Annotated in this window: 19 protein-coding genes, 2 rRNA genes and 1 pseudogene (1 of these 22 running past the window's edge); 7 read left to right on the top strand and 15 right to left on the bottom strand. The window is 71.6% G+C overall.

Features of this window, described 5'->3' with window-relative positions:
* Window positions 1-103: 103 nt before the first annotated feature.
* On the bottom strand, window positions 104-730 hold the full coding sequence (locus LWJ43_RS26430; protein WP_277334691.1) for an NUDIX domain-containing protein: 627 nt from the start codon (window positions 728-730) through the stop codon (window positions 104-106).
* Between the two features lie 77 nt (window positions 731-807).
* A complete protein-coding gene (locus tag LWJ43_RS26425; RefSeq protein ID WP_277334690.1) occupies window positions 808-2,478 on the bottom strand; it encodes a CTP synthase in 1,671 nt (556 codons plus the stop codon).
* A gap of 414 nt (window positions 2,479-2,892) precedes the next feature.
* Here LWJ43_RS26425 and LWJ43_RS26420 point away from each other — a divergent pair, with 414 nt between their 5' ends.
* The 5 genes from LWJ43_RS26420 (at window position 2,893) to LWJ43_RS26400 (ending at window position 9,671) form a co-directional block, all read left to right on the top strand.
* Complete coding sequence (locus LWJ43_RS26420) at window positions 2,893-4,719, top strand: glycoside hydrolase family 15 protein (RefSeq protein WP_277334689.1); 1,827 nt, start codon at window positions 2,893-2,895, stop codon at window positions 4,717-4,719.
* A 154-nt stretch (window positions 4,720-4,873) separates the two neighbouring features.
* A complete protein-coding gene (locus LWJ43_RS26415; RefSeq protein ID WP_277334688.1) occupies window positions 4,874-5,842 on the top strand; it encodes a LysR family transcriptional regulator in 969 nt (322 codons plus the stop codon).
* 68 nt (window positions 5,843-5,910) lie between these two features.
* Window positions 5,911-6,453: a DapH/DapD/GlmU-related protein gene (locus tag LWJ43_RS26410; RefSeq protein WP_277334687.1), complete on the top strand. Its 543-nt coding sequence runs from the start codon at window positions 5,911-5,913 to the stop codon at window positions 6,451-6,453.
* A 93-nt stretch (window positions 6,454-6,546) separates the two neighbouring features.
* A complete protein-coding gene (locus LWJ43_RS26405) occupies window positions 6,547-7,944 on the top strand; it encodes an FAD-binding oxidoreductase (protein ID WP_277334686.1) in 1,398 nt (465 codons plus the stop codon).
* 98 nt (window positions 7,945-8,042) lie between these two features.
* Window positions 8,043-9,671, top strand: a complete 1,629-nt coding sequence (locus LWJ43_RS26400; RefSeq protein ID WP_277334685.1) for a PucR family transcriptional regulator — start codon at window positions 8,043-8,045, stop codon at window positions 9,669-9,671.
* A 49-nt stretch (window positions 9,672-9,720) separates the two neighbouring features.
* On the opposite strand, the gene LWJ43_RS26395 is transcribed toward LWJ43_RS26400, so the two are convergent.
* From LWJ43_RS26395 to LWJ43_RS26375, 5 genes are all read right to left on the bottom strand, one after another.
* Window positions 9,721-10,794 (bottom strand): glycosyltransferase family 4 protein, encoded by a 1,074-nt coding sequence (locus LWJ43_RS26395; protein ID WP_277334684.1) that lies wholly within the window; start codon window positions 10,792-10,794, stop codon window positions 9,721-9,723.
* A gap of 176 nt (window positions 10,795-10,970) precedes the next feature.
* Window positions 10,971-12,716, bottom strand: a complete 1,746-nt coding sequence (gene recN / locus LWJ43_RS26390; protein ID WP_277334683.1) for a DNA repair protein RecN — start codon at window positions 12,714-12,716, stop codon at window positions 10,971-10,973.
* A gap of 83 nt (window positions 12,717-12,799) precedes the next feature.
* On the bottom strand, window positions 12,800-13,720 hold the full coding sequence (locus LWJ43_RS26385; RefSeq protein WP_277334682.1) for an NAD kinase: 921 nt from the start codon (window positions 13,718-13,720) through the stop codon (window positions 12,800-12,802).
* Between the two features lie 26 nt (window positions 13,721-13,746).
* Window positions 13,747-14,562, bottom strand: a complete 816-nt coding sequence (locus LWJ43_RS26380; protein ID WP_277334681.1) for a TlyA family RNA methyltransferase — start codon at window positions 14,560-14,562, stop codon at window positions 13,747-13,749.
* Between the two features lie 7 nt (window positions 14,563-14,569).
* A complete protein-coding gene (locus LWJ43_RS26375) occupies window positions 14,570-14,881 on the bottom strand; it encodes a hypothetical protein (RefSeq protein WP_277334680.1) in 312 nt (103 codons plus the stop codon).
* A gap of 42 nt (window positions 14,882-14,923) precedes the next feature.
* Here LWJ43_RS26375 and LWJ43_RS26370 point away from each other — a divergent pair, with 42 nt between their 5' ends.
* A complete protein-coding gene (locus LWJ43_RS26370) occupies window positions 14,924-15,271 on the top strand; it encodes an alkyl sulfatase C-terminal domain-containing protein (RefSeq protein WP_277334679.1) in 348 nt (115 codons plus the stop codon).
* 6 nt (window positions 15,272-15,277) lie between these two features.
* On the opposite strand, the gene LWJ43_RS26365 is transcribed toward LWJ43_RS26370, so the two are convergent.
* From LWJ43_RS26365 to LWJ43_RS26350, 4 genes are all read right to left on the bottom strand, one after another.
* Window positions 15,278-16,081 (bottom strand): ABC transporter ATP-binding protein, encoded by an 804-nt coding sequence (locus LWJ43_RS26365; RefSeq protein ID WP_277335998.1) that lies wholly within the window; start codon window positions 16,079-16,081, stop codon window positions 15,278-15,280.
* Window positions 16,082-16,137: 56 nt separating this feature from the next.
* Window positions 16,138-17,196 carry a FecCD family ABC transporter permease gene (locus LWJ43_RS26360; RefSeq protein ID WP_147962084.1) on the bottom strand — a complete coding sequence of 353 codons (1,059 nt, stop codon included), beginning with the start codon at window positions 17,194-17,196 and terminating at the stop codon, window positions 16,138-16,140.
* Complete coding sequence (locus LWJ43_RS26355; RefSeq protein ID WP_462100913.1) at window positions 17,193-18,254, bottom strand: FecCD family ABC transporter permease; 1,062 nt, start codon at window positions 18,252-18,254, stop codon at window positions 17,193-17,195. The genes LWJ43_RS26360 and LWJ43_RS26355 overlap by 4 nt, the downstream gene beginning before the upstream one ends.
* Before the next feature lie 63 nt (window positions 18,255-18,317).
* Window positions 18,318-19,346, bottom strand: coding sequence for an HAD hydrolase-like protein (locus tag LWJ43_RS26350; protein ID WP_277334678.1), 1,029 nt, complete (start codon window positions 19,344-19,346; stop codon window positions 18,318-18,320).
* Window positions 19,347-19,419: 73 nt separating this feature from the next.
* Here LWJ43_RS26350 and LWJ43_RS26345 point away from each other — a divergent pair, with 73 nt between their 5' ends.
* Window positions 19,420-20,739, top strand: a complete 1,320-nt coding sequence (locus tag LWJ43_RS26345; RefSeq protein WP_277334677.1) for a DUF1015 domain-containing protein — start codon at window positions 19,420-19,422, stop codon at window positions 20,737-20,739.
* Between the two features lie 70 nt (window positions 20,740-20,809).
* Here LWJ43_RS26345 and LWJ43_RS26340 read toward each other — a convergent pair whose 3' ends face one another.
* The 4 genes and pseudogenes from LWJ43_RS26340 to LWJ43_RS26325 form a co-directional block, all read right to left on the bottom strand.
* Window positions 20,810-21,550, bottom strand: a complete 741-nt coding sequence (locus LWJ43_RS26340) for a tetratricopeptide repeat protein (protein ID WP_277334676.1) — start codon at window positions 21,548-21,550, stop codon at window positions 20,810-20,812.
* 123 nt (window positions 21,551-21,673) lie between these two features.
* Window positions 21,674-23,035: pseudogene (locus LWJ43_RS26335) on the bottom strand (hypothetical protein); the annotation flags it as partial.
* A gap of 109 nt (window positions 23,036-23,144) precedes the next feature.
* Window positions 23,145-23,261 (bottom strand): 5S ribosomal RNA (rrf, locus tag LWJ43_RS26330).
* A 135-nt stretch (window positions 23,262-23,396) separates the two neighbouring features.
* A 23S ribosomal RNA gene (locus LWJ43_RS26325) occupies window positions 23,397-24,547 on the bottom strand; it runs 1,974 nt beyond the window's last position.

The following is a 24,547-nucleotide window of genomic DNA, read 5'->3' as shown; positions in this document are numbered from 1 at the left end:
CACATCCCTCGATCGGATCAGCTTTTCGTACGATTGATCCCCTGAGAACCCTGTTCGAGTCGCGTCCCTGTCGGGCCGCGACTCGAACAGCCACGGGCCGGGGTCAGGCCTCGAACGGCCGGGCCGGCCAGGGCGCCCCGGCCGGGCGGAGCGAGTCCACGCCGTCGCCCGCGAGCACCGCGGTGAGCGACAGTACGCCCACGACCAGGCAGTTGTTGTGCAGATCGCCGGCCAGTACTCCGCGTACGAGCTCGTCGAGGGGCACCCGGGCCTGCTCCATGTCGGCCTCCTCCTCGGCGACCTCGAAACGCTCGCCCTCCGCCTCGGAGAGGTCCCGGGCGAGGAAGATGCGTACCGCTTCGTCGCAGCCGCCGGGCGTGGTGTAGACGTCGGTCAGCACCCGCCAGTCCTCGGCCTTGACGTGGGCCTCCTCGTAGAGCTCCCGCTGCGCGGCGTGCAGCGGGTTCTCGCCGGGGATGTCGAGCAGCCCCGCAGGGATCTCCCAGAGCTTGTGGCGGACCGGGTGCCGGTACTGCCGCAGCACGAGGACCCGGCCGTCCGCGTCGAGCGCGAGCACGGCCACCGAACCCGGGTGGACCTGGTAGTCGCGACTGTGGACGCTTCCGTCGGGCATCACGACGTCGTCGGTGCGGACGCTGGTCTTGTTACCGGTGAAGGGGGTCACCGTCGCGGTGACCTGCCACTCCTCGGGCGTGTCCTGGAAACCCATGTACGTCCTCCCACGAACAAACAGAAACCGGGGCACGCATCCCGTGAAGGATCCGTACCCCGGTCAACCGTATCGCCTTACGCGTCGGCGCCCGTTCCGCGCGCCGCGACCTTGCGCTCCACGGCGGCCTTCACCAGGCCGGCGAAGAGCGGGTGGGGGCGGGTCGGGCGGGAGCGCAGCTCCGGGTGCGCCTGGGTGGCCACCAGGTAGGGGTGGGCCTCACGCGGGTACTCGACGTACTCGACGAGCTTGTTGTCCGGGGAGGTGCCGGAGAAGACGAGTCCGGCCTTCTTCTCCAGCTCCGCGCGGTAGCCGTTGTTGACCTCGTAGCGGTGGCGGTGGCGCTCCTCGACGTACGGTTCGCCGGCGTAGGCCTCGCGGACCAGCGAGCCCTCGGCGAGCTTCGCCGGGTACAGGCCGAGCCGCATGGTGCCGCCCAGGTCGCCCGCGCCCTCGACGTACGCGAGCTGCTCCTCCATCGTGGAGATGACGGGGTGGCCGGTGGCGGCGTCGAACTCGGTGGAGTTGGCGTCGGGGATTCCGGCGAGGTTGCGCGCGGCCTCGATCACGATGCACTGCAGGCCGAGGCAGAGGCCGAGCAGCGGCACCTTGTTCTCGCGGGCGTACTGGATGGCGCCGACCTTGCCGATCACACCGCGCTCGCCGAAGCCGCCGGGGATGCAGACGGCGTCGACGTCACCGAGCTGCTTCTGCGCGCCGGCCGGGGTCTTGCAGTCGTCGGACGCGACCCACTTGACCTTGACGCGGGCCTTGTTGGCGAAGCCGCCGGCACGGATGGCCTCGGTGACCGAGAGGTAGGCGTCGGGCAGGTCGATGTACTTGCCGACCAGCGCGACGGTGACCTCGTGGTCGGGGTTGTGGACACGGTCCAGCAGGTCGTCCCAGGTGGTCCAGTCGACGTCGCGGAACGGCAGGTCCAGCTTGCGGACGACGTAGGCGTCCAGGCCCTCGGTGTGCAGGACCTTGGGGATGTCGTAGATCGACCGGGCGTCCTTGCAGGCCACCACGGCGGTCTCGTCGACGTCGCACATCAGCGAGATCTTGCGCTTGATGGCGGTCGGGACGTCGCGGTCGGCGCGCAGCACGATGGCGTCCGGCTGGATGCCGATGTTGCGCAGGGCGGCGACGGAGTGCTGGGTGGGCTTGGTCTTCAGCTCGCCGGACGGACCGATGTAGGGCAGCAGCGAGATGTGCACGACGAAGACGTTGTCGCGGCCGACCTCGTGGCGGACCTGGCGGACCGTCTCCAGGAAGGGGAGCGACTCGATGTCGCCGACCGTGCCGCCGACCTCGGTGATGACGACGTCGACGTCGTCGGTCGCCATGCGGCGGATGCGGTGCTTGATCTCGTTGGTGATGTGCGGGATGACCTGGACGGTGTCGCCGAGGTACTCGCCGCGCCGCTCCTTGGCGATCACCGTGTTGTAGACCTGGCCGGTCGTGACGTTGGCCGAGCCGTCGAGGTCGACGTCGAGGAAGCGCTCGTAGTGGCCGATGTCCAGGTCGGTCTCGGCGCCGTCGTTGGTGACGAACACCTCACCGTGCTGGAAGGGATTCATCGTGCCGGGGTCGACGTTGAGATAGGGGTCGAGCTTCTGCATGGTGACCCGGAGGCCACGTGCCTTGAGCAGGGCACCCAGGCTGGAGGCAGTCAGACCCTTGCCGAGGGAGGAGGCGACACCCCCGGTGACGAAGATGTGCTTGGTCGTCGTGGATGTGGGCTGCATAGCCAAAGGGGGCTCCCGTGGTCGCGATCGTGAGGTGCGTTCCGGCGTGCCTCACGGAGATTTCCGGAGGTGCCGTCGCTGCGGTTCGGGGGCCTCGTCCACTGTCGGGACGACCACCGGTCCACGGGCTACCAGGGTAACAGCGACGAAGGGAGGCCGCTTCCGGCCATGCCTCCCCCTCGGCCGTCACAAGATCATCACGTCCGTTTCAGGTCCTACCCATTCGCCGGTGACAGGAGACGGACAACTTGTGGACAGTCGCGCGGAACCCCCGGCTGCGTCGTATCCTGCTCGGACACTCGCTGCCGAGTTGGCCGGCCCAGCGGCTCCACCCCAGCCCGCTCACCCGCGCAAGAGCTCGTCGGTTCTACTACAACGACCCCTTGACCAGCAGTAAGCGCCCTGCGGGGCGACATGGCCGTTCGACTGGAGACGCACGTGGCCGGGCGCATCGAGGATTACGCACTCATCGGAGACATGCAGACCGCAGCCCTGGTCTGCCGGGACGGCACAGCGGACTGGCTGTGCCTCCCACGTTTCGATTCACACGCGATTTTCGCCGGACTTCTCGGCACCGAGGAGCACGGCTTCTGGCGGCTGGGCCCCGCCCGTCCCGAGGGCGCGGAGCCCCCGGCCGCGGACCGGCGCCGCTACCGCGGCGACTCGCTGGTCCTCGAATCGGAGTGGGACACCCCCCGCGGCACGGTCCGCGTGACCGATTTCATGCCGCCGCGTGACGGAGCTCCCCAGCTCATCCGCATCGTGGAAGGCGTGAGCGGCCGGGTCCCGATGCGTTCGGAACTCCGGATGCGTTTCAGCTACGGACGGGTCACCCCCTGGGTGCACAAGGTCGACGGCCGTACGGTCGCCGTCGCCGGGCCCGACTCGGTGTGGCTGGACACGGACGCGGAGACGTACGGCCAGAACCTGACGACGTACTCCGACTTCACCGTGGCCCCGGGCGACCGGATCGCCTTCACCATCAGCTGGCAGCCCTCGCACCACGAGCCGCCGAGCGTGCCGGAACCCGAGTCGTCGCTGGCGGCGACGGAGGAGTTCTGGCGCGACTGGGTCGAGCAGTGCACGTACCACGGCCCCTACCGTGAGGCCGTGGTCCGCTCGCTGATCACGCTGAAGGCGCTCACCTACGCGCCGACCGGCGGCATCGTGGCGGCCCCGACCACCTCCCTCCCGGAGGACATCGGCGGGTCACGGAACTGGGACTACCGCTACACCTGGCTGCGGGACGCGGCGATCACGCTCTCCTCCCTGCTGCGCACGGGGTACCGCGAGGAGGCCCGTGCCTGGCGCGAGTGGCTGCTGCGTGCCGTCGCGGGCGACCCGGAGAACCTGCAGATCATGTACGGCATCGCGGGCGAGCGTGAGCTCGGCGAGGCGGAGCTGGACTGGCTGCCGGGTTACGAGAACTCCGCCCCTGTCCGGGTCGGCAACGGTGCGGCGAACCAGCTCCAGCTCGACGTGTACGGCGAGGTCACCGAGGCGCTCCATCTGGCGCACATGACGGGCCTGACCCGCAACGACTACGCGATGGGCCTCCAGCTCAAGCTGATCGAGTACCTGGAGAAGCACTGGGAGGAGCCGGACGAGGGCATCTGGGAGGTCCGGGGGCCGCGCCGGCACTTCGTGCACTCCAAGGTGATGGCCTGGGTCGCGGTCGACCGCACGATCAAGCTGATCGAGTCGGGGGACGCGGAAGGGCCTCTGGAGCGCTGGCACCGCCTCCGCGACGACATCCACCGGGACGTCTGCGAGCGCGGTTACGACCCGGAGCGCAACACGTTCACCCAGTCCTACGGGTCCAGGGAACTGGACGCGTCGCTCCTGCTGATCCCGCAGATGGGCTTCCTGCCCCCCGACGACAAGCGCGTCATCGGCACGATCGAGGCGATCCAGCGGGAGCTGTCCACGGAGGACGGCTTCGTCCTGCGCTACCCCACCGAGGGCGACGACGCGGGCGTGGACGGCCTGGAGGGCGACGAGGGCGCGTTCCTCGCCTGTTCGTTCTGGCTGGCGGACGACCTCGCGATGATCGGCCGGGTCGACGAGGCCCGCAGGCTCTTCGAGAAGCTGCTGTCCCTGCGCAACGACCTCGGTCTGCTGGCCGAGGAGTGGGACTCCAGGCTCCAGCGGCAGGTGGGGAACTTCCCCCAGGCGTTCAGCCACGTGCCGCTGATCGACACGGCGCTGCGGCTGACGGCCAGCGGGGCGTACGTCGGCTGATCCGCCGGCCCTTCGTCCACAGGACCGTCCCGGTCGCGTGACCGGGACGGTCCTCCCCTTTCGGCGGGCACGCACGCCGAGTCGGCGGGCGTGCCCGGGACAACCGGCCTCCCGCGGGCCACAACCATCGGTTGTGCGCGCCTAGGGTGGCCCGGTGGACACCGAGGGATTGCGATCGTTCGTCCGGGCGGCGGAGCTCGGACAGGTGCGGCGCGCGGCCGACGAGCTGGGCGTGACGCAGCAGGCGGTCTCCAAGCGCATCGCCGCGCTGGAGCGCGCGCTGGAGGTCCGTCTGTTCGTGCGCACCCCCCGGGGGGTCGACCTGACGCCCGACGGCCGGGTGTTCCTCCCCCACGCGCGGAGCGTCGTCGCGGGTGTCGACCGGGCGGTCGGCGCGGTCAGACCGGGCTCACGGCCCCTGCGGATCGACGTGCTGGGCCTGCGGAGCGCACAGGCCGCCGTGCTGCACGACTACTGGCGGTCGCGTCCCGGGACCGGTCTGGACGTGGTGACCCTGCGGGTCGACGACCCGCGTGCGGCGGCCGCGGCCGTCGAAGCGGGTGAGGTCGACGCCTCGTTCCGCACGGTCACGGGCCCGCTGCCGCACGGGGTGCGGATGGTCCACGCGTTCGACTCCCCGCTGGAGTTGCTCGTGGGCCCGGCACATCCGCTGGCCTCCGCGCGGGAGCTGACACCCGCGCGGCTGCGCGGGCACCGGATATGGGTCCCCGGGATCGCCCCCCGGAGCGAATGGGCGGACTTCTACGATCAGCTCGCCACGGCTTTCGACCTGCGCCTCGACGCGCGGGGCCCGCACTTCGGGGACGAGGTGCTCCTGGAGACCCTCGCCCGGTCACCGGACGTGGCCACCCTCGTCGGGGCCCGCGACCGGTACGTGTGGCCGGCGGCACACGACCTGCGGCGCATCCCTGTCGTGGAGCCGGTCCTCGCGTACCCGCTCTCCCTCATCCTCCCCGGAGCGAATCCGCACCCGGCGCTCGGCGGAGTCATCGCCCATCTGAAGACCCTGCCGAGTCCCTCCGGCAGGGTCTGGCGCCCGTCCTGGGCGACGACGCCCGGCGACACCGGAGTCGCGCACCCGCGCGGGGCCGGGCACCGATGACCAGGCCGTCGGACGACCAGCACCCTGTGGCCGTGTCCGGCCATCAGGCACCGGAAAGGAACTCGTCCATGTCCCGCGACCGTCTCCTGCGCATCCACAGCCCGGAGTTCCGGGCCATGTCGAAGAGAGTCCTGCAGGTCACCGAGCTCACCTCCCGTCTGAACGTCCTGCCCTTCGACGACGAGGAGGGCAAGGCGGAACTGTTCGGCCGGATCCTCGGCAGGCCGCTGCCGGCCCGGGTCACGGTCTATCCGCCCTTCTTCACGGACCACGGCCTGAACCTGGACCTCGCGGAGCGTGTGTTCATCAACCAGAACTGCACGTTCCTGGACTACGCGGGCATTCGGCTCGGCGAGCGCGTGATGGTCGGGCCGAAGGCCACGTTCGTCACCGTCGGCCACCCGGTCGATCCCGGGGAGCGGCGTGGGTGGCTGAGCGGTGCGCCCATCGACATCGCGGAGAACGTGTGGATCGGCGCCGGTGCCACGATCCTTCCCGGCGTCAGCATCGGCCGTGACGCCGTGGTCGCCGCGGGCGCGGTCGTGGCCGACGACGTTCCGCCGGCGAGTCTGGTGACGGGCGGCAAGGCGGCCGTGCGGCGGCGCTGGTGACCGGGCGGGCACCTCGGCTCTGCGGAACGGCCGATGTCGACGGCCGGATCTACGATGGAGTGGTCCTGCAAGACCCTGCGAAGGGGGCACGACATGACGCCCCGAACCTCCGTGCCGGATGCCGCTGTGACCGGTCTGCGTTCCGGCTTCGCCGGTGAGGTCCATGTTCCCGGCGACCCGGGTTACGACGAGGCACGTACTGTCTTCAACAGCATGATCGACCGCAGACCGGCGGTGGTGGCTCAGTGCGCGTCCCAGGCGGACGTCGCGAAGGCGCTCGCCGTGGCGCGCGACCAGGAACTGGAGGTCGCGGTGCGCGGAGGCGGCCACAGCGTCGCGGGCATGGCCGTGAGCGAGGGCGGCCTCGTGGTCGACCTGCGCCGGATGCGCGCGGTCGACGTCGATCCCGGTGCCCGGTCGGCGCGGGTCGGCGGCGGCGCCGTCATGAGCGACCTGGACCGGGCCACACAGCCCCACTCCCTGGCGACCACCGGCGGACGGGTGTCCACCACCGGCGTCGGCGGCTTCACCCTGGGCGGCGGCTCGGGCTGGCTGGAGCGCGCGTTCGGGCTGGCCTGCGACAACCTGCTGGCCGCCGACGTGGTGACCGCGGACGGCACACCCGTGCGCGCGAGCGCGTCCGAGAACCCCGAGCTGTTCTGGGCCCTGCACGGCGGCGGCGGCAACTTCGGTGTGGTCACGTCGCTGACGCTGGGCCTGCACGAACTGCCCGAGATGAACATGGTGATGCTGCTCTTCCGCCCGGAGAACGGTCCCGAAGCGGTCCGCGCCTACCGGGATGTGATGGAGTCCGCACCGGACGCCGCGGGCGGCGGCTGCATCTACATCACGGGACCGCCCGAGGAGTGGGTACCCGAGCCGCTGGTGGGCCACCTCGTGTGCGCCGTGCTGCTCACCTACGCCGGGCCGCAGGCGGAGGCACGCGAGGTGGCGGCGCCCCTGCTGGCGCTGGAGCACGAGGCGGAGGTCGTCGACACGATTCCGTACGCTGACCTGCAGTGCATGCTCGACGATCCGCCCGGCATGCGGAACTACTGGTCGGCGGAGTACCTGGACGCCTTCCCCGACGAGGCCGTGGCCGCCTACTGTGCGGGCGCGGCGACGATGCCCGTCCCCACGAACTGTCAGCACGTGCTGTTCCCGCTGGGCGGCGCGGTGGGGCGCGGACCCTCCGACTACCCGCTGCCCTGGCGCTCCTCCCCCTGGGCCGTGCACCCCTTCGGCGTCTGGGAGGACGAGGCGGACGACGAGCGGGTCAGGCAGTGGGTGCGGGGCGTGCGCGCCGCGATGACGCCGTGGGCCAACGGCGCGGTCTACCTCAACTTCATCGGCCGCGAGGGGCAGGAGCGGATCATGGCCGGGTTCGGGGAGCAGGCCTACGAGCGGCTGTCCCGCGTCAAAGCCCGGTACGACCCGGACAACGTGTTCCACCTCAATCACAACGTCAAGCCCGCGGTGGCCATGGTGTGACGGGGCCCGGGGCGGCCCGGTAGCTTCCTGACCGGGGCCGCTCGCGCCCCGGTACACCAGCGCGTGGGCGCACGAGTGGAAGCACGAGGCCGGAGCCGGTGGAGACAGAGGGCGGGATCACCGTGCGGCGGGCACTGGAGCTGCCGGGGCTGCGCGGTGGACTCCCGGAGGTACTGACCTGCGCGGACCGTCTGGACCGTACGGTGCGCTGGGTGCACGCCGGTGAGGCGCCCAACATCCCCGCCCTCCTCAAGGGCGGGGAGTTGCTGCTCACGACCGGGCTCGGTCTCGGGTCGCACCCCGCCGACCAGCGCGTCTTCGTCCGCAAGCTGGCGGACCGGGGCATCGCCGCCCTGGTCGTGGAGCTCGGCCCGCGCTTCGGCCGGCTGCCCTCGGCGATCGTGGAGGCGGCGCGCACGGCGGGACTGCCGCTCGTCCAGCTGCACCGCGAGGTGCCGTTCGTGGCGGTGACCGAGGAGATCCACACCGAGATCGTCAACGGCCACTACACCCTCCTCCAGCGGGCCGAGGAGGTCCACCGGCGGTGCACGCAGGCGGTCCTGGGCGGCGGCGGGGTGCCGCAGGTCCTGGGCATCCTGGCGGACTTCGCCGCGAACCCGGTCTTCCTGGAGACCCCGGACGGCCGGCTGCTGTTCGCGGCGGGCAGCGGGACCGGCCCGGCGGGCGCCGATCCGCTCCAGGTCTGGGAGGGGCTGCGCGGGGCGCGCACGGCTCGTGAGGCGCCACCCGCCGGCGCGGTTCTGGTGGAGGTGCCGGGTGGCGGGCTCGGGGCGGGTTCCGTGCGGGCCCGGCTCGTGCTGCTCGCGGTGTCCGGGCCCCTGGTGACGGTGCACCGGATGGCCGCCGAGCGGGCCGCGGGCATCCTGGCGGTCGTGCTGATGCAGGCCCGGCAGGAGGAGGAGGTGGCGGCTCGGGGCCGCGGTGACTTCCTCACCGATCTCGCCGAGGGCCGGATCGCCCCGGACGACGCTCCCGCGCAGGCAGGCGTCCTGGGGTTCAGACCGGGCGGGGATCCGCTGCTCCCGGTGGTGATGCGGCTCTCCCCCGAGTCGGCGCCGTCGGGCAGTTGGGCGCTGCTGGCCCGGGCGATGACGGAGGAGCTCGCGGCGGTGGGCGCACCGGTGCTGGTGGGGGTGCGGCCCGTGGAGGGCAGGGTCCCCCTGCTGCTGGCGCTGCGGCCGGGGACCACGCGCACGGCGCTCGCGGACCGGGTCGCGGCGGCGCTGCGGAGCGGGGCCGACCGGGCGGGACTGGAACGGGCCGGGGACCGTACGCCGGCGACCGTGGTGGTCGGGGACGCGGGCGGCTGGGCGTCCGTGGGCGCCGGGCTGAGGCACGCGGCCGAGGCGGCGACGGCCGCGCGGGGGCTCGGGGACCGGCCCTGGTACGACGCACGCCGCCTGGACATCGATCTGCTGCTGTGGCGGCTGCGGGACCATCCGGACCTCGCGTCCTTCGTGGACCGGGCGATCGGCCCGCTGCTCGCGCACGACCGCACCTCGCGCCCCGCGCTGCTGCCCACGCTGGAGGCGTACCTCGCCCATGCGGGCCGCAAGGCGGAGGCCGCACGCGACCTCCATCTGAACCGGCAGACTCTCTACAACCGGCTGGCCCGCATCGGCGAGCTGCTCGGCACCGACCTGGACGACCCCGAGTCCGTGCTGGCCCTGAGCCTGGCCCTGAGGGCACGTCGGCACGCGGGCTGACCGGCGGGCGCACAGGGCGGTCCCTCGAATCCGCGGGGCCGTACCGGGGTCAGCCGGCCGCCACGGGCGTCGCCAACTCGTCGTACACGGAGAGCACATGGGCGATCGTGTCGTCCTCGGTCGGCCAGCCCGCGGCCTGCGCGCGCCCCGATTCGGCGAGCCGCTGCCGTCGCCCGGGGTCGCCGAGGAGCCGTACGACGGCCTCGGAGAGGGCCTCGGCGTCCCCGTGCGGAACCAGTTCCGCCGCGTCACCGACGAGTTCGGGCAGTCCGTCGGCACGGGCCGCGACCAGGGGGATGCCGAGCCTCAGGGCCTCGCGGGCGAGCAGCGGGCCGCCGCATCCCCGGCCGGACAGGACGGCGATGTCGGCCGCGGCCAGGAGGTCGCCGATACCGTCCGGTCCGCCCGCGAGGACGACGGGCAGGCCCTCCGCCGCGATCCGGCGCCTCAGGGCGCCGGCCCGGTGCTCCTCCCCCACGACGGCCAGCAGGGGCGGGGGGTCCAGCGCGCACCACCCGCGCGCCGCGTCCAGCAGCGCGTCATGGTCGTGCTGGGCCGCCGAGACCAGCAACGGCCGTCCGACCGCGCCCAGTTCGGCGCGCACCTTGCCGTCGTCGGGGGCGCCGGCCCAACGGCTCGCGGGGATCGCGACCGGCGCGAGCCGCGCGTCCCTGGCACCTCGGCGGCGGGCCCGGTCGACCATTTCCCACGAGGTGCCCAGCACGACGGCGGCGGCCCGGGCCGCCTTCCGCTCCAGCATCCGCAGCAGCCGGCCGCGGGCGCCCTCCGCGTGGGCGCGGGTGTGCCAGGTCACCACCAGCGGGGTGCCACGCCCGCTGAGCGCGATCCCGGCGCGCACGGCGGCGTGCAGGCCGTGGGCGTGGACGATGTCCGCCCCGGTGCACGCGATGCGCAGGGCGGCGACGGAGGCGGGATCGCTGCGCCGGGGCACCGCGACGAAGCGGGTTCCCGAGGCGGGGAGGCCGTGGGCGTGACCGGAACCGGCCGGGGCGCAGACGGTGACCTGCACGCCTCTGGCGACCAGTCCCGCGGCGAGCGAGCTGACACGGGCGCTGCTTCCGGCACCGCCGCCCAGGACTTGGACCGTACGCAACTGAGACACGGTTGATCGGCTCCCGGGGCTACCGAGTCGGTGATTAGTACGGTCCCAAGGATGCCAGTCCGTACGCACGTTCCGGGACTGACGAAACGTTGTTCCCGTACTCGCGTCGACACCGGGGCGGCCCACCCCACCCGTACGAGTGAAGCGGGCCGCGTGAAACTGACGTCTGCGCGCCGTCAGCCGTCGGCCCGGGCGGTCTCCAGGAGCTCCTCGGCGTGGGCCCGCGCGGTCTCGGAGTCCTCCTGCCCCGCGAGCATCCGGGACAGCTCCCGGACCCGGTCCTCGCCCTCCAGGACCGTGACGCCGCTCCTGGTCACCGATCCGTCCACGGTCTTCTCGACCAGCAGCTGCCGGTCGGCGAAGGCCGCCACCTGCGGGAGGTGGGTGACCACGACGACCTGTGCGGACCTGGCGAGCTTCGCCAGCCGCCGGCCGACCTCGACGGCGGCCTTGCCGCCGACACCGGCGTCGACCTCGTCGAAGAGGTACGTCGGCACGGGGTCCGAACCGGCGAAGACCACTTCGACGGCGAGCATCACCCGCGACAGCTCACCGCCCGACGCGCGCTTGGCGATCGGCCGTGGCTGCGCTCCGGGGTGCGGCGCCAGCAGGAGTTCCACCTCGTCGGCGCCGGACGGACCGTAGAGCACGCTCCGGCCGCCGATGTCGATGCCGGAGGCCTCGTCCGGCGCCTCGGACTGACCGATGGCGAAGGAGACCCGGGCGTGCGGCATGGCGAGGGACGCCAGTTCCTCCGTGACGGCCGCGGCGAAGCGGGCCGCCGCCTCCGTCCGTGCGTCGGTCAGCTGCTGCCCGAGCACGGAGAGCTCGCCGCGCAGCGCGTCGCGCTCCGCCGTCAGCTCCCCGATGCGGTCGTCGTCGCCCTCCAGCTCGGTCAGCCGGGAGGCGCCTTCCTGGGCCCAGGCGAGCACGGAGGTGATGTCCTCGCCGTACTTGCGGGTGAGCGCGGTGAGCGCGGCACGCCGTTCCTCCACGGCGGCGAGCCGCAGCGGGTCCGCGTCGAGCTGGTCGGCATATCCGGCGAGTTCCCCGGCGACGTCGGCCAACAGGATCGAGATCTCGCCGATCCGGTCGGCCAGTGCCGCCAGGGCCGGGTCGTGCGCCCGCACGGCGTCCAGGGACCGTCCGGCGGCGGCCACGACCGTGGTGGCGTCCACACCCTCCTGATCCTCGGGATCGCCCGCGAGCGCCGCGTGGGCGAGGGCCGCCGCGGAGGCGAGCGCCTCGGCGTGGCCGAGACGTTCGGCTTCCGCCGCGAGTTCGGTGTCCTCCCCCGGCAGCGGTTCCACGGCGGCGACCTCGTCGAGGCCGAAGCGCAGCAGGTCCGCCTCCTGGGCGCGTTCCCTGGCCCGGGTGGTCAGTTCGTCGAGCTCGGTGACGACGGCACGCAGCCGCCGGTAGGCCGCCGTGTACGTGGTGAGCGGGCCGTCGACGCCACTGCCGGCGTACCGGTCCAGCGCCTGGCGCTGCCGTGCCGGCTTGAGCAGGCCCTGCTGGTCGGTCTGGCCGTGCACGGCCACGAGTTCGTCGGCGAGTTCGGCCAGCACCCCCACGGGCACGGATCTCCCGCCGAGATGGGCGCGGGAGCGCCCCTCCGCCGAAACGGTACGGCTGACGATCAGCGCACCGTCCTCGACCTCGCCGCCGGCCTCCTCGGCCCGTACCGCCGCCGCGTCGCCCGGGGACACGGTGATGCGCCCCTCGACGACCGCGGCCTTGGCACCGATCCGCACCAGGGCGGGGTCGGCACGCCCTCCGAGCAGCAGCCCGAGGCTGGTGACGACCATGGTCTTACCCGCGCCGGTCTCACCCGTCACCGCGGTGAAACCGGGTGACAGCTCCACCACCGCGTCGTCGATGACTCCGAGCGACCGTATCCGCATCTCCTCCAACACGGACATGACCTTACGAGGTCCCGGGCCCGGTGTGCGACGGACCCCGGTGGCGGATTCACTCACGCGGGTGTGAGCAGCGGCCCTGGAGATCAGTGCGGAGCGCCCCGCCAGCCCTGGACGGGCAGTGCGAACTTCGCCACCAGACGGTCGGTGAACGACGCCTGGTGGAGCCGTGCGAGCCGTACGGGCACCGCGCCGCGCCGGACCTCGACGCGAGCCCCGGCGGGCAGCTCGACGGTGCGGCGGCCGTCGCACCACAGCACCCCGTGCGGGCTGTGCGGCTGGACCTCCACGGCCAGCACGGAGTCGGGCGACGTCACCAGCGGCTTCGCGAAAAGCGCGTGGGCGCTGATCGGCACCATCAGCAGGGCTTCCACCTCCGGCCAGACGACGGGGCCGCCGGCGGAGAAGGCGTAGGCCGTCGATCCGGTGGGGGTGGCGCAGACGATCCCGTCACATCCGAAACCGGTCACGGGGCGGCCGTCGATCTCCAGGACGACCTCCAGCATCCGCTCGGGCGAGACCTTCTGGACGGCGGCCTCGTTGAGCGCCCAGTCGGTGTGCACGACGTCGCCGTTGCTGCGCACGACGACGTCGAGCGTCATCCGCTCCTCGACCTGGTAGGCGCGCGTCACCACACGGTCGACGACCTTGTCCAGGTCGTCGCGCTCGGCCTCCGCCAGGAAGCCGACCCGTCCGAGGTTGACGCCGAGCATGGGGACACCGGAGGCCCGCGAGATCTCGGCCCCGCGCAGCAGCGTCCCGTCGCCGCCGAGGACGATCAGCAGCTCGCAGCCGTCCACGGCGTCGGGGGTCGCGTCGGTGACCGTCTCCACGGACTGCGGCAGCGGCAGGTCCGCGGCCTCCACCGCGAGCACCCGGACCCCGAGGCCGTGCCTCAGGAGGCCCTGCACCACCAGTTCGGCGCTGCGGATCGCCGCCGGACGGCCGGTGTGCGCGAGCAGGAAGACGGTGCGTTCCGGTCGTTCGGCGCTCCCGGGCTGTTCCACGTTCTCGGTTTGTGCCGCATGCGTCGTCAACGGGGCCCCTCCGCCACTGCACGGTCGACGTCCGCGGGATCCAGCTCAGGTGCGCCGGCCCGCAGCCACAGAAAGTACTCGACATTTCCCGACGGGCCGGGCAGCGGACTCGCCGTCACCCCCTGGACGCCGAGGCCCAGCAGACCGGCTCGGCGTGCCACTTCCCGTACCGCTTCGGCACGCAGCTCGGGGCTGCGGACCACACCGCCGCTGCCGAGGCGCTCCTTGCCCACCTCGAACTGCGGCTTGACCATGAGCACCAGATCGGCGTCGGGTGCGGAACAGCGCGCGAGCGCGGGCAGCACCAGGCCGAGCGGGATGAACGACAGGTCGCCCACCACCAGGTCCACCGCCTTCCCGTCGATCTGTTCCAGCGTCAACTCGCGTACGTTCGTACGGTCCTTGACGGTGACGCGTTCATCGGACTGCAGGGACCAGGCGAGCTGGCCGTAGCCGACGTCCACGGCCACGACATGACCGGCGCCGGCCCGCAGCAGGACGTCGGTGAAGCCACCGGTGGAGGCCCCGGCGTCCAGCGCCCTGCGCCCCTCGACCTCGAGTCCGAGCGGCTCGAAGGCGGCGAGGGCGCCGGCGAGTTTGTGCCCGCCGCGCGAGACGTACTCGGGGTCGCTGTCGTCCTTGACGACGACGACGGCGGCGCTGGTCTCGACCTGGGTCGCGGGCTTGGTCGCGGTGTTCCCGCCGACGGTCACCCGCCCCGCTGCGATCAGCTGGCTCGCGTGCTCACGCGAGCGGGCGAGCTTGCGGCGTACCAGCTCGGCGTCGAGGCGGCGACGTGCCACTCCTGCCACTTCTCGTTCAGCTCCTGTTGTCGTGCGCGGGCGTCGGTGCGGGTGCGGGACGGGCGTCCAGCGCGGTCAGCTCGTCGCGCAGCCCACGGTGTACATCCTCGTACACCTCGGTGTGGCCGTCAGCCGGGAGGTGGTCCGCGTCGGCCAGCCGCTCCAGCCGCGCGTCGACACCGGCGTGCCCGGTGGGTGTGCGGGCGACGCCGACGGGCGCGGGCGGGACGGGCTCGTAGGAAGGTACGGGGGCGTCGGGCGGCGTCCCCGCCGGTTTGCCCGCCTCGCCCCGCTGCGCCGTGTCCGGTCCCGGCATCCTGTCGCTCATGCGGGAACGCTACCCCGAAGGGCCGGTGTACCGTCGGTGACGATGGCGACCATGGCGGAGTGCCGAAGCGCACTCGACACACTTTCCGACAATCTGGCGGGGGCCGACGGCGACGTGCGCGGCGCCGCCGACCTCGACCGCTCGCTGAGCTGCCACATCAGGGATCTCGACGCGACGTTCACCGGACGGCTGGCGAACGGCCGGATCAAGGTGCTGGACACGCACGAGGGCCCTCCCCGGGAGAAGGCCGAGATCCGGCTCGCGATGACCGGCGACGACCTGGTGGCCATGGTCGGCGGCGAGCTGAACTTCGCGAAGGCGTGGGCATCGGGCCGGGTGCGGCTGGAAGCGGGCTTCCGTGACCTGCTGAAGCTCAAGTCCCTCCTCTAGGCCTCGTCAGACGGAGACCCCGGTGCGCTTCCTCCGGGCGGCGGGGACGACGAGCGGCGTTCCCGTCTCCGGGTCGTCGATGACCTGGCACCGCATCCCGAAGACCTCTTCGACGAGCTGCGCGGTGACGATGTCGCCGGGGGCGCCCTCGGCGATGACCGCGCCCCCGCGCATGGCGATCAGGTGCGTGGCGTACCGGGCGGCGTGATTGAGGTCGTGGAGCACGGCGACCAGCGTCCGGCCCTGTGTCTCGTGCAGTTCGGCGCAGAGGTCGAGCACGTCGATCTGGTGCTGGATGTCGAGGTACGTCGTCGGCTCGTCCAGCAGTAGGAGCGGTGTCTGCTGGGCGAGGGCCATGGCGATCCAGACGCGCTGGCGCTGGCCGCCCGACAGTTCGTCGACGTAGCGGTCGGCGAGCTCGCCGACGCCGGTCGACTCCATGGACTCCTTCACGATCCGCTCGTCCTCGGGCGACCACTGGCGCAGCAGCCCCTGGTGCGGGTAGCGGCCGCGCGAGACGAGGTCGGCGACGGTGATGCCGTCCGGGGCCATGGAGGACTGCGGCAGCAGGCCCAGGGTCCTGGCGACCTGCTTCGCGGGCATCCGGTGGATGGACCGCCCGTCCAGCAGGACGTCTCCGGCGGTCGGCTTCAGCATCCGGGAGAGGGCGCGCAGCAGGGTCGACTTGCCGCAGGCGTTGGGGCCGACGACCACCGTGAAGGAGTGGTCGGGGATCTCCACCGAGAGGTTCTCGGCGATGACCCGCTGGTCGTAGCCGAGGGTCACCGAGTCCGCGGTGAGGCGCTGCATGGTCGTACTCCCGGGGTCGGTGGGGATGGTCTGCGCGGTGTCCGGCGTGTCCGGCCTCATATGCGTCCCGCCCTGCGCTCGGCCACGAGGAGCCACAGCAGGTAGCAGCCGCCGAGCACGCCGGTGACGACGCCCACCGGGAGCTGGCGGTCCCCGAAGGCGTTCATGGCGGTCCAGTCGGCGACGAGCAGCAGGGCCGCGCCCGTGGCGGCGGCAGCAGCCAGGTTGGGGCCCGGCGCCCTGGTCAGGCGGCGGGCGACCTGCGGGGCGCTGAGCGAGACGAAGACGATGGGCCCGGCGGCGGCGGTCGCGACGGCGACGAGCAGCACCGCGCAGCTCAGTAGGACGAGCCGGGTGCGTTCCACCCGTACGCCCAGGGCGTGGGCGGCGTCGTCGCCCATCTCGATCATGCGCAGCGCCCGCCCGTGGCCGAGGACCAGCGGGATCAGGACGCAGCAGACGGCGAGCAGCGGCCAGACCTGGGCCCAGTCGCGGCCGTCCAGCGAGCCCGTCATCCAGACGACCGCGCGGGTGGCGTCGACGAGGTTGGCCTTGGTGATCAGGTAGTGGATCGCGGCGGTCAGCATGGCGGCGGCCCCGATGCCGACGAGGACGAGGCGGTAGCCGTGCACCCCGCGCTTCCAGGCAAGCAGGTAGACGGCCGCGCCGGTCAGCATGCCGCCGGCGACGGCTCCCGCGGCGACCTCGGAGGGTCCGCCCTGGAAGAGCACGATCACGATGAGGGCGCCGACCGCGGAGCCCTGGCCGAAGCCGAGGACGTCGGGGCTCCCGAGGGGGTTGCGGGAGACGCTCTGGAAGACGGCGCCGCCGACTCCGAGCGCGGCGCCGACGAGCAGCCCGACAAGGACCCTGGGCAGGCGTAGCTCCGTGACGATGAACTCCTGCTGGAACGTTCCGTCGCCGAGCAGGGTGGTGACGACCTGTCCGGGTGACATGGCGTAGTCGCCGCTGCCGATCAGCACGACCGCGGCGAAGGCCGCCGCCGCGGCGAGCAGCGCGATCACGACGAGCGCCCGCGCGTCCACCCGGAACGAGAGCCCGCCGGCCGTCCGTACGGCGTGGACCGTCTTCGTGGTGTCCTGCGTGGCCTTCACAGCTGGGCCATCCTCTTGCGGCGTACGAGATGGATGAACACGGGCCCGCCCAGCAGCGCGGTGACGATGCCCACCTGCAGCTCGGAGGGGCGGGCGGCGACCCTGCCCACCACGTCGGCGACGAGGAGCAGCACGGGCGCGAGAACGGCGGCGTAGGGCAGGATCCACCGCATGTCCGGGCCCGTGATCGTCCGGACCAGGTGCGGGATCATCAGCCCGATGAAGACGATCGGCCCGCACGCGGCGGTCGCCGCCCCGCACAGCAGGGTGACGGCCACCATCGCGAGGACCCGGGTGCGGGTCAGGTGGGCGCCGAGCGCCCTGGCCGTGTCGTCGCCCATCTCCAGCGCGTTGAGCGGCCGGGCGATGAGCAGGGACAGCAGCACACCGAGCGCGATGAACGGCCACACCTTGCCGACGGTCTCCGGGTTCGCCGAGGCGAGCGATCCGACGGTCCAGAACCGCAGCCGGTCCAGCGCCGCGGAGTCCAGCAGTTGTACGGCGTTGACGTAACCGAACAGGGCCGCGGTGACCGCCGTACCGGCGAGCGCCAGACGCACGGGGTTCGCGGACCTGCTGCCGCCCAGCAGGTACACCGCGACGGACACGAGCGCGGCGCCGCCGAACGCGAACCAGACGTATCCGGTCAGGGACGTGACGCCGAAGAAGGTGATGGCGGAGACGACCGCCGCCGCCGCGCCCGCGTTGACGCCCAGCAGACCGGGCTCGGCGAGCGGATTGCGGGTGAGCGCCTGCATCACCGCGCCGGCCAGCCCGAGCGCTGCCCCGACGATCAGCCCCAGCACGGTGCGCGGGACCCGCACCTCGCGTACGAGGACGTCACCGTTGGTGCCCGAGTAGTGGAACAGGCCGTGCCACACCTCGGAGAGGGGAAGGGCCTTGGCGCCGATCGCGACACTCACGAGGCACACCAGCACCAGCACCGCCACGGCGGCCAGCAGACCGGCCGCTCTCGCCGCGTGACGCCTGCCACGCGCGCCCGTGCCCGGCGCGGCCGGGGGGCCGGAACTCGATTCAGGGGGACTCTCGACCAACACCTGGTTAGGTTAGCCTATCCTCCAATCATCTCAACTCCCCGGCACCGCACACGATCCGGCACGCTACAGGTCGAGCCGGGCCACGGCCTTCTGCGCGTCCAGATCGCACGTGCCCTCACCCGCGTGTGTCCACGCCGCCGCGCACAGGGCCCTCAGCCCGTCGATCGCGTCACCCTCGCCGTCCAGCACGAGCGCCTCCTCGCGCACCGCGGCCGTCCAGCCTCCGCAGCGGAACCCGTCGCCCTCCTCCGACACTTCGGGCTGACCGGTGAGCAGACCCCGCAGGTCCCGGTCCACATAGGTCGGGCGGTACCTGGGTTCGGCCGCGATCAGCTGGGCCGCGTCGGTCACGCCGGTGAGGACGAGCAGCGAGTCCACGCCGCCGTTGAACGCGCCCTCGATGTCGGTGTCCAGCCGGTCCCCGACGACCAGCGGCCGCTTCGCCCCCGTCCGCAGCACGGTCTCCCGGTGCATCGGCGGCAGCGGCTTGCCGGCGACCTGCGGTTCGGCCCCGGTCGCGATGCGTACGACCTCCACGGCCGCACCGTTGCCGGGCGCGATGCCCCGGGCGCCCGGGATCGTCAGGTCGGTGTTGGACGCGAACCACACGGCTCCGCGCGAGATGGCGTACGCGGCCTCGGCGAACCGGCCCCACGGCAGGTCGGGCCCGCCGAACCCCTGCGCCACGGCGACCGGATCGTCGTCCGCCGACTCCACCGGCACCAGCCCGCGCTCGCGCAGCGCGACCCGCAACCCCTCACCGCCGACCACGAGCACCCTGGCCCCGGACGGCAGCTGATCGGCCATCAACCGGGCCACCGCCTGCGCCGACGTGATCACATCGGCGGCGTCGGCCGGAACTCCGAGTTCCGTCAGGTGTTCGGCCACCGCGTCCGGCGTCCTCAGGGCGTTGTTCGTCACATACGCCAGATGCATGCCGCCCTCACGGGCGGTGCCCAGCGATTCGACGGCGTGGACGATCGCGTGTCCGCCCGCGTACACCACCCCGTCGAGGTCGAGCAGGGCCGTGTCGTACGCCTCGCTCAGCGCGACGTCGCTCCCCAACGGCCGGGACCTGTACTGCTGACTCATATGCCTCTGCTCCTCTGTGCCATGCCTCTCCCCCGATCATCGCGCATCGCGGGAGCGCACATACGATGCAGAAATGAACACATCCGGGCCCGCCGCAGGCCAGGGGCTGCGGCTGATCCCCTTCCGCGCACTGCGGTACGTCCCCGAGCAGGTCGGCAGCCTCGCGGCGGTGACCTCACCCCCGTACGACGTCGTCGTGCGGCCCGACGGCCTCCACCACCTGGAGTCCGCGGACCCGCACAACATCGTGCGGCTGATCCTCCCGCAGGCCGGCACGGCCGCCGCGCGGCACCGGCAGGCGGCCGACACTTTGAAGCGCTGGCTGGCGGAGGGCGTCCTCGCCGCGGACCCGGTGCCCGCTCTCTACGTGTACGAACAGCGGGCCGGTGACACCCTGCAGCGCGGTGTGATCGGGGCCCTGGCACTCTCCCCAGCGTCGGAGGGTGTCGTGCTGCCGCACGAGGACGTCATGGACGACGTCGTGGAGGACCGCGCCGACCTGATGCGCGCCGCGGCCGCCCATCTCGAGCCCCTGCTCCTCAGCTACGCGGGCGACGGCGGGCCGAGCGGCGCGACGGCCGTGATCGAGCGGGTGGTGGAGCGCCTCCCGCTCCTCACCACGACGACCGAGGACGGTGTCGACCACCGTCTGTGGGCCGTCACCGATCCCATGGAGCGGGCGGAGGTCGAGTCCGACCTGTCCCACCGCCAGGCCCTGATCGCCGACGGCCACCACCGCTGGGCCACGTATCTGCGCCTGCAGCAGGAGCAGTCGGCCCCCGGTCCCTGGGACTTCGGTCTCGTACTGCTCGTCGACACGGCCCGATACCCGCTGCGCGTCCGCGCCATCCACCGTCTCCTGCACCGCCTTCCGGTCGCCGAGGCGCTTCGCGCCCTGGACGGCCTCTTCCGTGTCCGGTCCGTCGAGGGGCCGCTGCCCCAGGCCCTCGACGCTCTCGGGGCCGCCGCTGCGGAGGGCAACGCCTTCCTCCTCGCGGGCGACGGTGGGTTCCACCTCATCGACCACGCGGACGGAGAGCTGCTCGCCCGAACGGTCCGCGCCGACCGGCCGGCGGCATGGCGCGCGCTGGACGCGACCGTGCTGCACTCGGCGCTCCTCGACGACGTGTGGAAGGTCCCCGACGCCCCGGAGCACATCGCCTATATCCATGCGGCGGAAGCGGCGGTCGAGCAGGCGGAACGCCATGGCGCCACAGCCGTGCTGATGCACCCCGTGCGCGAGGACGTGGTCCGGGACCTGGCCAGACAGGGCGTCACGATGCCCCGCAAGTCGACCTCGTTCGGCCCGAAGCCGGCGACGGGGCTGGTCCTGCGGAGTCTGGACCTCGACCGAGGCACACCAGCATCGCGAACTCCTCGTACGGAGCCCTGAGGCGAACGCGGAAGAGGGCGGCACCCCGTGGTGGGTGCCGCCCTCTTCACATGCCGTATGTCAACGGGACTCAGACCTTCGCGGGCCCGTCCTCGTCGTCCGCGTCGTCGTCCTCGTCGTCCGCGTCCTCGTCGGTGTCGTGCGCGTCGGTGGCACGGACTTCGGCGGCGGCGCCGCTGTTCTCGTCGTCGTCGCCGAGCGCGTCGACGAACTCCACACCGTCGAGTTCGGCCAGCCGGTCGGACGCGTCGGTCGCGCCGTCCTTGTCGGCCTCCAGGGCCTTGCCGAACCACTCACGGGCCTCGTCCTCACGGCCCGCCTCGAGGAGAGCGTCGGCGTAGGCGTACCGCAGGCGCGGAGTCCAGGAGTGGACAGCGCTGGACGCCAGCTCGGAGCTCTGCAGGGTGACGATCGCGGCGTCGATCTGTCCCATGTCCCTGCGGGCACCCGCGGCGACGAGACGCATCTCGACCTGGCCGGCCTTGTCCAGCTTCTGGACCTCGGGCTCACCGGCCATGGCCATGGCACGCTCGGGGCGGCCGAGGCCACGCTCGCAGTCGGCCATGACGGGCCACAGTTCGACGGAACCGGTCATGCGACGGGACGCCCGGAACTCGGCGAGCGCCTCGGAGTACTTCTGGGTGGCGTACGCGGCGAAGCCCGCGGCCTCACGCACGGCGGCCACCCTGGACGCCAGCCGAAGGGCGATACGCGAGTAGGCGTAGGCCTGCTCGGGGTCCTCGTCGATGAGTCGGGCGACCATGACGAGGTTCCGTGCGACGTCCTCGGCCAGGGTCTTCGGCAGGCTCATCAGCTCCTGCCGGACATCCTTGTCGATCTCGTCGCCGGTGACGTCGTCAGGAATGGGCAGCCGCTTGATGGGCTCACGGTCGCGGTCGTCGCGCCCCTGGTAGCCGCCCCGGTCGTCGCGGCCACGGTAGCCACCGCGGTCGCTTCCGCGGTCGTCACGGCGGGGGCCACGGTCGCGGTCGTCACGGCGGTAGCCGCCGCCACCGGAGCCGCCACCGCGGCTGTCGTCGCGGCGGAAGCCACCGGGACGGTCGTCGTCGCGGCGGGGGCCACGGTCGCGGTCATCGCGGCGCTCGAAGCCGCCGGTGGGACGGCCACCACGGTCATCACGCTGACCGCCGCGGTACCCACCACGGTCGTCATCACGCCGGGGAGCGCGGTCGTCGCGGCGGAAGCTGCCACCACGGTCGTCGTCACGGCGCGGACCACGGTCGCGGTCGTCGCGGCGGAAGCTGCCACCACGGTCGTCGTCACGGCGGGGACCACGGTCGCGGTCGCGGTCGTCACGGCGGAAACCGCCACCGGTGCCGCGGCTGTCATCGCGGCGGAAGCCACCACCGGAACCGCCACCGCGGCTGTCGTCGCGGCGGAAGCCACCGGGACGGTCGTCGTCACGGCGGGGGCCACGGTCGCGGTCATCGCGGCGGTCGAAGCCGCCGGCCGGACGGCCACCACGGTCGTCACGCTGACCGCCGCGGTACCCACCACGGTCGTCATCACGACGCGGCGCACGGTCGTCACGGCGGAAGCCACCACCGGTCCCGCCACCGCGGCTGTCATCACGGCGGAAGCCACCGGGACGGTCGTCGTCGCGACGGGGGCCACGGGGACGGTCATCGCGGCGGTCGAAGCCGCCGCCGGCCGGACGGCCACCACGGTCGTCACGCTGACCGCCGCGGTACCCACCACGGTCGTCATCACGCCGGGGAGCGCGGTCGTCGCGGCGGAAGCTGCCACCGGAACCGCCACCACGGTTGTCGTCACGGCGGGGACCACGGTCGCGGTCGCGGTCGTCACGGCGGGAACCGCCACCGCCACCGCGGCTGTCATCGCGGCGGAAGCCACCACCGGTCCCGCCACCGCGGCTGTCGTCGCGGCGGAAGCCACCGGGACGGTCGTCGTCACGGCGGGGGCCACGGTCGCGGTCATCGCGGCGGTCGAAGCCGCCGGTGGGACGGCCACCACGGTCATCACGCTGACCGCCGCGGTACCCACCACGGTCGTCATCACGACGCGGCGCACGGTCGTCACGGCGGAAGCCACCACCGGAACCGCCACCACGGTTGTCGTCACGGCGGGGACCACGGTCGCGGTCACGGTCGTCACGGCGGAAACCGCCACCACGGTTGTCGTCGCGGCGAGGCGCAGCGGACCGGTCGTCACGGCCGCCTCGGAAGCCGCCCCTGTCGTCCCCGTCCCGGCGACGCGGCTCGCGCTCCGAACGGTCGTCGGAAGAGTTGGTGGACATGGGGGTGACTCCTGTCATCGGGTACTACAAGACATTCTCGCGCAGCCGACCATCCGACGCGCTTCGGCAAACAAAAAAGGACCCTCGGCCCCAGCATGAACGCTGGGACCAAGGGTCCTGAAAGATTGTTCGGCGGCGTCCTACTCTCCCACAGGGTCCCCCCTGCAGTACCATCGGCGCTGAAAGGCTTAGCTTCCGGGTTCGGAATGTAACCGGGCGTTTCCCTAACGCAATGACCACCGAAACACTATCGGCCACTCCGCAATTAATGCAGAGATCGGCACTTAGCGAACAAGCACACTTTTCAGTTAAGTAGTGAAACTGTTCAACCAGCACGACTGTTCGTGGCCTGGGAACAACACAGTGGACGCGAGCAACTGAGGACAAGCCCTCGGCCTATTAGTACCAGTCAGCTCCACCCGTTACCGGGCTTCCACATCTGGCCTATCAACCCAGTCGTCTACTGGGAGCCTTAACCACTCAAGGTGGTGGGAATACTCATCTCGAAGCAGGCTTCCCGCTTAGATGCTTTCAGCGGTTATCCTTTCCGAACGTAGCCAACCAGCCATGCCCTTGGCAGGACAACTGGCACACCAGAGGTTCGTCCGTCCCGGTCCTCTCGTACTAGGGACAGCCCTTCTCAATATTCCTACGCGCACAGCGGATAGGGACCGAACTGTCTCACGACGTTCTAAACCCAGCTCGCGTACCGCTTTAATGGGCGAACAGCCCAACCCTTGGGACCGACTCCAGCCCCAGGATGCGACGAGCCGACATCGAGGTGCCAAACCATCCCGTCGATATGGACTCTTGGGGAAGATCAGCCTGTTATCCCCGGGGTACCTTTTATCCGTTGAGCGACAGCGCTTCCACAAGCCACTGCCGGATCACTAGTCCCGACTTTCGTCCCTGCTCGACCCGTCGGTCTCACAGTCAAGCTCCCTTGTGCACTTACACTCAACACCTGATTGCCAACCAGGCTGAGGGAACCTTTGGGCGCCTCCGTTACTCTTTAGGAGGCAACCGCCCCAGTTAAACTACCCATCAGACACTGTCCCTGATCCGGATCACGGACCCAGGTTAGACATCCAGCACGACCAGAGTGGTATTTCAACGGCGACTCCACAACCACTGGCGTGGCTGCTTCAAAGTCTCCCACCTATCCTACACAAGCCGAACCGAACACCAATATCAAACTATAGTAAAGGTCCCGGGGTCTTTCCGTCCTGCTGCGCGAAACGAGCATCTTTACTCGTAGTGCAATTTCACCGGGCCTATGGTTGAGACAGTCGAGAAGTCGTTACGCCATTCGTGCAGGTCGGAACTTACCCGACAAGGAATTTCGCTACCTTAGGATGGTTATAGTTACCACCGCCGTTTACTGGCGCTTAAGTTCTCAGCTTCGCCGACCCGAAAGTCAGCTAACCGGTCCCCTTAACGTTCCAGCACCGGGCAGGCGTCAGTCCGTATACATCGCCTTACGGCTTCGCACGGACCTGTGTTTTTAGTAAACAGTCGCTTCTCGCTGGT

It is taken from the genome of Streptomyces sp. JH34 (genome assembly GCF_029428875.1).
Taxonomy (GTDB): Bacteria; Actinomycetota; Actinomycetes; order Streptomycetales; family Streptomycetaceae; genus Streptomyces.
Note: the sequence above shows the minus strand (reverse complement) of the source record. Positions and strands in the feature narration are given on the sequence as shown.

Excerpts from the sequence above, each read along its gene's own strand:
- LWJ43_RS26430 (WP_277334691.1), bottom strand. The coding sequence starts at position 730 with ATGGGTTTCCAGGACACGCCCGAGGAGTGGCAGGTCACCGCGACGGTG.
- LWJ43_RS26425 (WP_277334690.1), bottom strand. The coding sequence starts at position 2,478 with ATGCAGCCCACATCCACGACGACCAAGCACATCTTCGTCACCGGGGGT.
- LWJ43_RS26420 (WP_277334689.1), top strand. The coding sequence starts at position 2,893 with ATGGCCGTTCGACTGGAGACGCACGTGGCCGGGCGCATCGAGGATTAC.
- LWJ43_RS26410 (WP_277334687.1), top strand. The coding sequence starts at position 5,911 with ATGTCCCGCGACCGTCTCCTGCGCATCCACAGCCCGGAGTTCCGGGCC.
- LWJ43_RS26405 (WP_277334686.1), top strand. The coding sequence starts at position 6,547 with ATGACGCCCCGAACCTCCGTGCCGGATGCCGCTGTGACCGGTCTGCGT.
- recN (WP_277334683.1), bottom strand. The coding sequence starts at position 12,716 with ATGTCCGTGTTGGAGGAGATGCGGATACGGTCGCTCGGAGTCATCGAC.
- LWJ43_RS26375 (WP_277334680.1), bottom strand. The coding sequence starts at position 14,881 with ATGAGCGACAGGATGCCGGGACCGGACACGGCGCAGCGGGGCGAGGCG.
- LWJ43_RS26370 (WP_277334679.1), top strand. The coding sequence starts at position 14,924 with ATGGCGACCATGGCGGAGTGCCGAAGCGCACTCGACACACTTTCCGAC.
- LWJ43_RS26365 (WP_277335998.1), bottom strand. The coding sequence starts at position 16,081 with ATGCAGCGCCTCACCGCGGACTCGGTGACCCTCGGCTACGACCAGCGG.
- LWJ43_RS26350 (WP_277334678.1), bottom strand. The coding sequence starts at position 19,346 with ATGAGTCAGCAGTACAGGTCCCGGCCGTTGGGGAGCGACGTCGCGCTG.
- LWJ43_RS26345 (WP_277334677.1), top strand. The coding sequence starts at position 19,420 with ATGAACACATCCGGGCCCGCCGCAGGCCAGGGGCTGCGGCTGATCCCC.
- LWJ43_RS26340 (WP_277334676.1), bottom strand. The coding sequence starts at position 21,550 with ATGAGCCTGCCGAAGACCCTGGCCGAGGACGTCGCACGGAACCTCGTC.